The 9,022-nt window shown below is 67.1% G+C and carries 9 protein-coding genes; 4 read left to right on the plus strand and 5 right to left on the minus strand.

The features are described 5' to 3' along the window. Positions 1–197: 197 nt before the first annotated feature. Positions 198–1,163 carry a homoserine kinase gene (locus Q0Q36_RS24405; RefSeq protein WP_293802387.1) on the minus strand — a complete coding sequence of 322 codons (966 nt, stop codon included), beginning with the start codon at positions 1,161–1,163 and terminating at the stop codon, positions 198–200. A 21-nt stretch (positions 1,164–1,184) separates the two neighbouring features. After that, a complete protein-coding gene (gene ispH, locus Q0Q36_RS24410) occupies positions 1,185–2,156 on the minus strand; it encodes a 4-hydroxy-3-methylbut-2-enyl diphosphate reductase (RefSeq protein ID WP_293802389.1) in 972 nt (323 codons plus the stop codon). Between the two features lie 198 nt (positions 2,157–2,354). Between ispH and Q0Q36_RS24415 the strand changes: the two genes are divergently transcribed. The 3 genes from Q0Q36_RS24415 to Q0Q36_RS24425 are packed head-to-tail and all read left to right on the plus strand — an operon-like array spanning position 2,355 to position 6,540. Next, positions 2,355–4,220, plus strand: a complete 1,866-nt coding sequence (locus Q0Q36_RS24415) for a monovalent cation:proton antiporter-2 (CPA2) family protein (protein WP_293802391.1) — start codon at positions 2,355–2,357, stop codon at positions 4,218–4,220. After that, positions 4,217–5,620 (plus strand): MATE family efflux transporter, encoded by a 1,404-nt coding sequence (locus Q0Q36_RS24420; protein ID WP_293802393.1) that lies wholly within the window; start codon positions 4,217–4,219, stop codon positions 5,618–5,620. The genes Q0Q36_RS24415 and Q0Q36_RS24420 overlap by 4 nt, the downstream gene beginning before the upstream one ends. A gap of 35 nt (positions 5,621–5,655) precedes the next feature. Continuing rightward, positions 5,656–6,540, plus strand: a complete 885-nt coding sequence (locus Q0Q36_RS24425) for a DUF937 domain-containing protein (RefSeq protein WP_293802395.1) — start codon at positions 5,656–5,658, stop codon at positions 6,538–6,540. Positions 6,541–6,626: 86 nt separating this feature from the next. On the opposite strand, the gene Q0Q36_RS24430 is transcribed toward Q0Q36_RS24425, so the two are convergent. Then, a complete protein-coding gene (locus Q0Q36_RS24430; RefSeq protein ID WP_265058264.1) occupies positions 6,627–6,989 on the minus strand; it encodes a DUF1127 domain-containing protein in 363 nt (120 codons plus the stop codon). A gap of 178 nt (positions 6,990–7,167) precedes the next feature. Here Q0Q36_RS24430 and Q0Q36_RS24435 point away from each other — a divergent pair, with 178 nt between their 5' ends. Then, on the plus strand, positions 7,168–8,049 hold the full coding sequence (locus Q0Q36_RS24435) for a LysR substrate-binding domain-containing protein (protein WP_293802397.1): 882 nt from the start codon (positions 7,168–7,170) through the stop codon (positions 8,047–8,049). Between the two features lie 6 nt (positions 8,050–8,055). On the opposite strand, the gene Q0Q36_RS24440 is transcribed toward Q0Q36_RS24435, so the two are convergent. Together Q0Q36_RS24440 and Q0Q36_RS24445 are read right to left on the minus strand one after the other, a co-directional pair. Further along, complete coding sequence (locus Q0Q36_RS24440; protein WP_293802399.1) at positions 8,056–8,235, minus strand: Flp family type IVb pilin; 180 nt, start codon at positions 8,233–8,235, stop codon at positions 8,056–8,058. 104 nt (positions 8,236–8,339) lie between these two features. Further along, the coding region (locus Q0Q36_RS24445) for a glutamate-cysteine ligase family protein (RefSeq protein ID WP_293802401.1) at positions 8,340–9,022 on the minus strand (683 nt) is incomplete at its 5' end.

The following is a 9,022-nucleotide window of genomic DNA, read 5'->3' on the forward strand; positions in this document are numbered from 1 at the left end:
CTGCGCGAATGGGGCAAGCCCCAAGCGCGCCCGGCCCGGGATTGCCCGAGCAGGCGCCGTCCGTCCAGACTTCGACCGTATCGCTCATGGCAGGCCCCGGCGGTTTTTTGCTGCGCGAATGGGGCAAGCCCCAAGCGCGCCCGGCCCGGGATTGCCCGAGCAGGCACCGTCCGTCCAGACTTCGACCGTATCGCCGCTCACCGCTTCAATCCGTATTCGCGGGCGTCGGCGACGCGCTGGTGGAAGGCGAGTTTGCGGTCGTATTCGAGCGGATCATGCGGCTTGACCAGGGCGCCCGGGGGCACGTTAAGCCAATCGACCAGGCGCGTCAGCAGGAAGCGCAGCGCCGAGCCGCGGCAGAGCTGCGGCAGCGCATCGACCTCGGCCTCGTTCAAGGGCCGTACACTCTCATAGCCGGCGAGCATGGCCTGGCCCTTGGTCAGGTTGAACGAGCCATCGGCCTCGAAGCACCAGGAATTCAGGCAGATCGCGAGGTCATAGGCATAGGCATCGGTGCAGGCGAAATAGAAGTCGATCAGGCCGGAGAGCCGGTCGCCGATAAAAAAGACGTTGTTCGGGAAGAGATCGGCATGGATCACGCCGCGCGGCAGGTCTTGCGGCCAGCTCGCCTCATGCACGGCGATCTCGGCAGCGACACGGCGCGCGAGACCGGGCGAAACCTTGTCGGCGTCAGCGCCAGCCTGCTCGGCCAACGGACGCCAGCCCGGCACGGAGAGCGCGTTGACACGCTCCATCGCGAAATCGGCACCGGCCTGGTGCAGCAAGGCGAGGCCGCGGCCGAGCTCCTGGCAATGGGCGGAGGTCGGGCGGCGGACCGAGAGGCCATCGAGGAAGGTGACGATCGCGGCCGGACGCCCCGCGAGGCGGCCGAGCATCTCGCCGCGGCTGTCGCTGACCGGCTGCGGACAGATCACCCCGCGCGACGCCAGATGCTGGATCAGGCCGAGGAAGAACGGCAGGTCGTCCGGGTTCACCCGCTTCTCGTAGAGCGTGAGGATGAAGGCGCCCTGCGTGGTGCGGATCAGGTAGTTCGAGTTCTCGACGCCTTCGGCGATGCCTTTTGCGGAGAGGAGTTCGCCGATGCCGTAGCGCGCCACGAAGGCGGCCATCTCGTCATCGGGCACTTCGGTATAGACGGCCACGGTCGCACTCTTCTGCTGGGATTATTCGGCCGCGTCCGGCGTCGCCTCGCCGCGCAACTCGCGCGGCAGCGGGAAGAAGACGTTCTCGTCGGCGGTCGAGACGGTCTCGACGCGGACCTCGTAGCGCGCGGCAAAGGCGTCGATGATCTCCTCGACCAGCACCTCGGGCGCGCTCGCGCCGGCCGTGATGCCGAGGCTGCGGATATTACCGAAGACGGACCAATCGATCTCGTCGGTACGCAGCACGAGCCTTGCGAGCGGGCAGCCGGCGCGCTCGGCGACCTCGCGCAGACGCTGCGAATTCGAGGAATTGGGCGAGCCGACCACGATCAGCCCATCCACCTGCGGGGCGACGCGCTTCACCGCCTCCTGGCGATTGGTCGTGGCGTAGCAGATGTCTTCCTTGTGCGGTGCGATCAGCTCCGGGAAGCGGGCTTGCAGGGCCTCGACGATCTCGCGGGTGTCATCGACCGAGAGCGTCGTCTGCGTGACATAGGCGAGCGGTCGGCCTTCCGGCGCCTGAAGCGTCGCGACGTCCTCAAGCGTCTCGATCAGCGTGATCGCGTCTTCGGGGAGCTGGCCCATCGTGCCGATCACTTCGGGATGGCCGGCATGGCCGACGAGCAGGATATGACGGCCACGCTTGTGATGGACCTCGGCCTCGCGATGGACCTTGGTGACCAGCGGACAGGTCGCGTCGATGGCGAAGAGATTGCGCGCCTTCGCCGCCGCCGGCACCGCCTTGGCGACGCCGTGGGCCGAGAAGATCACGGGGCGCGTCTCGTCGGGCACCTCGTCGAGCTCGGCGACGAAGACCGCCCCCTTCCGCTTCAGGGATTCGACGACGTATTTGTTATGGACGATTTCGTGGCGGACGTAGACCGGCGCGCCATGCAGCTTCAGCGCCTTTTCGACGGCGTCGATGGCGCGCACCACCCCGGCGCAGAAACCGCGCGGGGCGCAAAGCAGGATGTCGAGCGGCGGCTTGGTCACGCGCGAAAATATCTCCATCGGTCCGCGTCTTCTTTCGGCGGGATCGGGGCGATGTCAAGGAAGCGAAGCGGCGCAGGCCGCCCTGATCGGCGATTGCCTCTCGCAGGATCGTCATCGAAAGCCTAGATAGAGCAACGGCCCGCCACGCCGCGCGTCGCGCCGGACCGTCAAGCCCGTTCCAAAAGCCCCGAGTTCCGCATGGCCGACGCCGCCTCGCATGCCAGCTATCTCCCGCCGATCCTGACCTTCTGCGCCGGAGCGGTGATCGCTGTCCCGCTCTTCCGCAAGCTCGGCCAGTCGGCGGTGCTGGGCTATCTCGCGGCCGGCATCGTCATCGGCCCCTCGCTCCTCGGCGTGATCAAGGATCCCGACGCGATCCGCGGCACGGCCGAGATCGGCGTCGTGCTGCTGCTCTTCCTCGTCGGCCTCGAATTGCAGCCCTCTCGACTCTATTCGATGCGCAAGGACATTCTCGGCTCCGGCCTCGCGCAGATGGCGCTCAGCGCCGGCGGCATCGGCCTCACCGGCTGGTATTTCGGCCTGTCGGCGGCAGGCGCCGTCGCGGTCGGCGTGTCGCTCGCGCTTTCGGCGACGTCGATCGCGCTGCAATTGCTGGAGGAGCGTGGCGACGGCAACGAGACCTATGGCCGGCGCACCTTCTCGATCCTGCTGTTCCAGGACATGGCGATTGCACCCGTGCTGGCGCTCTTGCCGCTGCTCGCGACCACGGGCGGGAAGGAGACCGGCAGCCCGATGATGGCGCTGGCGAGCCTCGGCATCGCGCTCTTCGCGCTGGTGTTGATCGTGCTGGCCGGGCGCTATGTGATGAACCCGTTCTTCCGCATCCTCGCCCATACCGGCGCGAAGGACGTGATGACGGCGGCCGCGCTGCTGATCGTGCTGGGCTCGGCCTTGCTGATGGAGCATGTCGGGCTTTCGATGGCGATGGGTGCGTTCCTCGCCGGCGTAATGCTGGCCGACTCGCATTTCCGGCATGAGCTCGAAGCCGATATCGAGCCGTTCCGGGGCGTCCTGCTCGGCCTGTTCTTCATGGCGGTCGGCATGTCGCTCGACCTCAAGCTCGTCGCCGACAACTGGATGCTGCTGGCGCTCGCCGCGCCGCTGCTCGTGCTGTTCAAGATCGCGGTGGTGACCTCGATCCTGCGCCTGTCCTGCTCGTCCTGGCTCGAAGCGATCCGGGCCGGCGCCCTGCTCTCGCCGGCCGGCGAGTTCGCCTTCGTGCTGCTGCCGCTCGGCCTCGCGAACGGGCTGCTCACCGACCGGCAGTCGGCGATGGTCACCGCGCTCGCGGCGATCAGCATGCTGCTCGGCCCGGTCGTCGCCAAGCTGATCGATGCGGTGCTGCTCGCCCGCATCAAGCCCGCGACGATGGACGAGGATTATGAGGGCGCCGGCGACAGCCCGGTCATGGTGATCGGCTTCGGCCGCTTCGGCCAGATCGTAACGCAGGCGCTGCTGCTCCAGCATATCGACGTGACCGTCATCGATTCCGATGTCGAACGCATTCGCTCGGCCGCGCAGTTCGGCTTCAAGATCTATTACGGCGACGGCACGCGACTCGACGTGCTGCGTGCGGCCGGCGCCGGCAAGGCGCGCGTCATCTGCATCTGCGTCGACGACAGGCAGGCGGCGCTCAGGATCGTCGAGATGGTCAAAGCCGAGTTCCCAAGCGTGCGGCTGCATGTGCGGGCCTATGACCGCATCCATGCGATCGAGTTGATGAAGGCGAATGTCGACTTCCAGATGCGCGAGACATTCGAATCGGCGCTCGGCTTCGGCCGCGTCACACTGGAAACGCTGGGCCTGACCCGCGACGAGGCCGAGCTCGTCATCGACCATGTCCGCGACCGCGACGCGCAGCGCATGGAGATCCAGTTCAACGAAGGGCTCGCCGCCGCGATCAACCGCGTGCCGCGCGTCACGCCCGAGCCGCTCGTCGCGCCCAAGGGCAAGTCGAAGCCGCTCACGCCCGAGACGCGGCAGGTCATCGAGGATGGTGGAGCCGAGGTCGCCGTCGGCGGCGTCGGAGAGCCGGAGCGATGAGCCAGGCTTCGGCCCGGCCGCAGGCCGTCTTCCTCGAAGGTCCGTTGATGCGCCATGTCGCGGTGATGACTGCGACGGGCTCGGTTGGCCTGATGGCGGTCTTCGTCGTCGACCTGCTCTCGCTGCTCTACGTTTCCTGGCTCGGGCGGCCGGAGGCGACGGCCGGCGTCGGCTTTGCCACGATCGTGCTCTACCTGATGGTCTCGGTGAATGTCGGCCTGATGATCGCCGTCACGGCCCTGACCTCGCGCAGCGTCGGGGCGGGCGACCGTCCGGCGGCGCGGCGCATCGCGGCCTCGACCATGGCGCTCTCGGCGATCGTTGCGCTCATCCTCTCGCTGATCGCGCTGCCGCTTCTGCCGCGGCTGCTCACGCTCCTGGGCGCGCATGATCAGTCGCATGCGGTCGCTCTCTCCTTCCTGCATATCGTCCTGCCGTCAAACATCCTGATGGCGATCGGAATGGGCTTCTCCGGCATCCTGCGCGCCATCGGCGATGCCAAGCGCGCGATGTTCGTGACGCTCGGCGGCGGCATCGTCACGGCCGGGCTCGATCCGCTGCTGATCTTCGGCTTCGGGCTTGGGCCGGATGGCGCCGCGATCGCGATCGTGCTGGCGCGAATCATCATCTGCGCCATCGGCTTCCACGGCTGCGTCGTCGTGCACGAGATGATCGAGCGGCCGCGCCCCTCCTTCATCCGGCAGGACAGCGCCCGCACCTTGGCAATCGCGGGGCCGGCAATCCTGACCAATCTCTCGAACCCGATCGCCAACGCGGTCTTTGCCGGCGTGGTCGCCCGGTTCGGCGATACGGCGGTCGCGGCGCTCGCGATCATGGACCGGCTGGTGCCGGTAGCCTTCGGCGTGCTCTTCGCGCTGTCGGGCGCCGTCGGGCCGATCCTCGGACAGAACTGGGGCGCAGGGCGCTTCGACCGGATGCGCCGGGGCCTGACCGATGCTGCGATCTTCGCCGGGGCCTCCGTGCTCGTCTCCTGGGTGCTGCTCTTCACCTTCCGCGGCGCCATCGTCTCGGCCTTCCATGCGACGGGACTGACGGCCGAATTGGTGCTGTTCTTCTGCCTGATCGCCGGGCCGATGTGGATCTTCGTCGGCATGCTCTTCGTCGCCAATGCCGCCTTCAACAATCTCGGCATGCCGTTCCTGTCGACGCTGTTCAGCTGGGGCCGCGCCACGCTCGGCACGATGCCGCTCGCCATCCTCGGCGCGCATCTCGCCGGGCCGAAGGGGGCGCTGGCCGGCTCGGCATTGGGTGCCGTCGCCTTCGGCGTGCTGGCGCTGGTCTTCGCCTTCCGTGGCATCACAAGATTGGAGCGCAAGGCCGCGCAACGCAGCGCCGCAATCGATTTGCCAGGCAAGGACACCCTGCTATCGTCCTCCTAGGCATCGAGCCAAAGGCCGGCCGGGGAGAAGCGTCGATGATGAACCTGTTCGATATCATGCAATCGGCCCAGAGTGGCCAGGCGCTGCCGAATCTCGCCCAGCAATACGGCCTGTCCATGCAGCAGACGCAGGCAGCGCTCGACGCCCTGCTGCCGGCCTTCTCGATGGGGCTGCAGCGGCAGACGCGCGACCCCTACGCCTTCGGCTCGCTCGCCCAGATGATGACCGCCTCGCCCTATGCCCGCTTCTTCGAGGCCGGCGGCTACGGCATCCCCGCCGGCGCGCAGAATGCCGGCAACGACGTGTTGAGCCAGCTCTTCGGCTCGCGCGAGGTCAGCCAGGCGATCGCGGCGCAGGCGGCCGCGACCAGCGGTGTCTCGCAGGCGATCCTCAAGCAGATGCTGCCGGTGATCGCCGCGATGCTGATGGGCGGCCTGTCCAAGACATCGAGCAACGAGGGGCTGGGCGGCATTCTCGGCCAGTTCGCCGAGATGATGCGCGGCCAGATGCCCGGCATGCAGCCGGCACCGCAGCAACCGCAGATGCCGGGCAACCCGTTCGAGGCGATCCTCAAGGGCATGTTCGGCCAGACCGGCCAGCCACAGCCCAGCCCGCAGGCGGCTCCCTCCGACCCGTTCGGCGGGCTCGGCCAGATTCTCGGCGGCATGTTCGGCGGCATGGCTCAACAGCCAGCACCCGAGCCGGCGCCTGCTCCCCGCAGCGCGCCGCGGCGTGCGCCCGCGCCAGAACCGGAGCCTGAGGCCCCCCCGCCCTCCTCCGCCGCCAGCGGGCCGGGCTCGATCGGCCTCGACGCGCTCAACCAGATGTTCGAGCATGGCCGCCAGATCCAGGACGACCATCAGAACGCGCTGAAGTCGATCCTCGACGCCATGCTCGGCGGCGGCCAGGATCGCCGCTGACGCGGATCAGGCGCGCAATCTCACGCAGACAAGAAAAAGGGCGGAAGCACGAAGCTCCCGCCCGCAGGGACGCTGTCGCCAAGGGGTCAGGCGCAGCGTGCAACCGTGATATCGGCCTTCTGTGCCAGCATCGGTGCCGAACCGGCATGGCGCAGGGCATGCTCACGCCGCGCGGCGGCGAGATTCGAGGAAGAGCGCGAGCGCTCTGCCAGGACGGTGGACGGGTCGTCCAGCCAAGATGTCGCCAGCGCGCCGTCGATATCCGAACGGACGAGGCCGATATCCTTGAGACCGCGCTCGTCGAGCTCTGCACCCAGGCGCATCACCTCACGGCGATGGGCGAGAGCGCGCACGAGTTGAATCGTTCCGACAACCCCGATGGTGGCAACACGCGTGACGCCGGCCGAAACGGACGAGAGCGACTTCGCGGTAATGGTCATGAGCAGCATGACGGCCTCCTTTGGCGGTGCAGAACGTGAATCTGAGCCTCTCCACCCCGCCCGGACGCGCCATTGACAGAGAACTTCGGAGAGCACCGAGACCCTAGCGAAGCTCTGGTCATCAGCCAAACGAATGGTTATGATGTCTCGCAACACTGATATTGATGAACAGTGACGGGGATCGCCCATGGCCCATGTGCTCGATGCCGATCAGCTCAAGACCTTCGTTGCGATCGCCGATACGGGCTCCTTCACCCGCGCAGCCGAGATCGTCTTCAAGACGCAGTCTGCCGTTTCGATGCAGATGAAGCGGCTGGAGGAGCGGGTCGGGCGGCCCCTGTTCGGCCGTGACGGCCGCCATGCCAAGCTGACCGAGGATGGCGAGCGCCTGCTCGACTATGCCCGCCGGATCGTGCGCCTCAATCTCGAATGCGTCGCCTCCTTCGCCGATGCGGATCTCAAGGGCCGCATCCGCCTCGGCGTGCCCGACGACTATGCCGATCGCTACCTGCCGGAGATCCTGGCGCGCTTCGCCCATTCGAATCCGCGAGCCGAGGTCACGGTGGTCTGCGAGCCGACGCCGATGCTGGCGGAGCGGATCGCCACCGGCGATATCGACCTCGCGATCATCACCCATGTCGAAAGCCGCGGCCAGGGCGAGATCATCCGGATCGAGCCGTTGCTCTGGGTCACCTCGGCGCGCCACGGCGTGCATGAGGAGGACCCGTTGCCGCTCGCGCTGGGGCGGCCGACCTGCAACTGGCGGCAGGCTGCGGTCGACGCGCTGGAATCGAAGGGGCGGCGCTTCCGCGTGCTCTACGCGAGCTGGAATTCGACCGCGGTCGGCGCAGCGGTCCTGGCCGGGCTTGCGATCTCGGTTCTGCCGGAAAGTGCGGTCAGGCCAGGCATGCGCATCCTCGGCCCATCCGAAGGCTTCGCGACCTTGCCGTCATGCAAGATCGGGTTGCTGCGGACCCGCTTCGACCCATCGGTTCTGTCGAATGCGTTGGCCGAGCACATCATCCAGAGCCTCGACAACCTGGCGAGCTTCAAGACGGCGGCCGAATAACGTGCCTCAGAATCCTGCGAGGCGGTTGGCTGCTGCCATCAGCATCGTGCTGACACTGGTCCCGTAAAGGGTGGCCGAGGCGATGATCGTGATCGAGATGAGGCCGGCGACCAGACCATACTCGATCGCGGTCGCACCGCGTTCGTCACGAACAAGCTCAAGAAAGCTGTCTTTGATCCGCTCCATGTCGCTAGGTTAGCGACAAGCCCCATCCAACTCGTTAATTTCCGCGGCACAATCCGCTCGAAACCGCGGCTTTCGAGTGCAGAATGAAGGTTCCGGGGACAGCGTCAGAGCGCCATCTCGGTCATGACGGGCTCGACCTTGCCGTTCCAGGCATCGCGATAGCGCGCTTCCAGCACTTGCGCGAGGTTCTGGCCGCGCTGCAAAATGGCCTTCAACGGCGCCAGGAAACGGGTCTCGTCCTCTCCGGTTGCGTTCTTGAGGGCCCGGCGGGCTAAGCCGGCGCGCGACAACTCCACCACTTCGGCAGCGATCTCAGCGAGCCTACGCCCGCCGATGGAAGCAGCAAGTCCCTCGCGCGGAACGGCATCGCGCAGCGCCTGGCGCTCCGCCGTGCTCCAGCCTTTGACGAGGTCCCAGGCCGCATCGAGCGAGGTCGCATCGTAGAGCAACCCGACCCAGAAGGCCGGCATCGCGGTCAGCATGTCGGGCGGGCCGGCATCGCAGCCGCGCATCTCCAGGAAGCGCTTGAGCCGGACCTCCGGGAACAGCGTCGAAAGATGGTTGGCCCAATCGGACATGGTGGCCTTCTCGCCCGGCAATTGCGGCAGCCGGCCGGCCAGCAGGTCGCGGAAGGAAGCGCCGGCGACGTCATGATAGGTGTCGCCGCGCTTGACGAAATACATGGGCACGTCCAGCGCCCAGTCGACATAGCCTTCATAGGACATGCCCTCATCGAAGGCGAAGGCGAGCATGCCGGAACGGGCCTTGTCGGTGTCGCGCCAGATCT

This window comes from uncultured Allobosea sp., from assembly GCF_945957345.1.
Classification (GTDB): Bacteria; Pseudomonadota; Alphaproteobacteria; order Rhizobiales; family Beijerinckiaceae; genus Allobosea.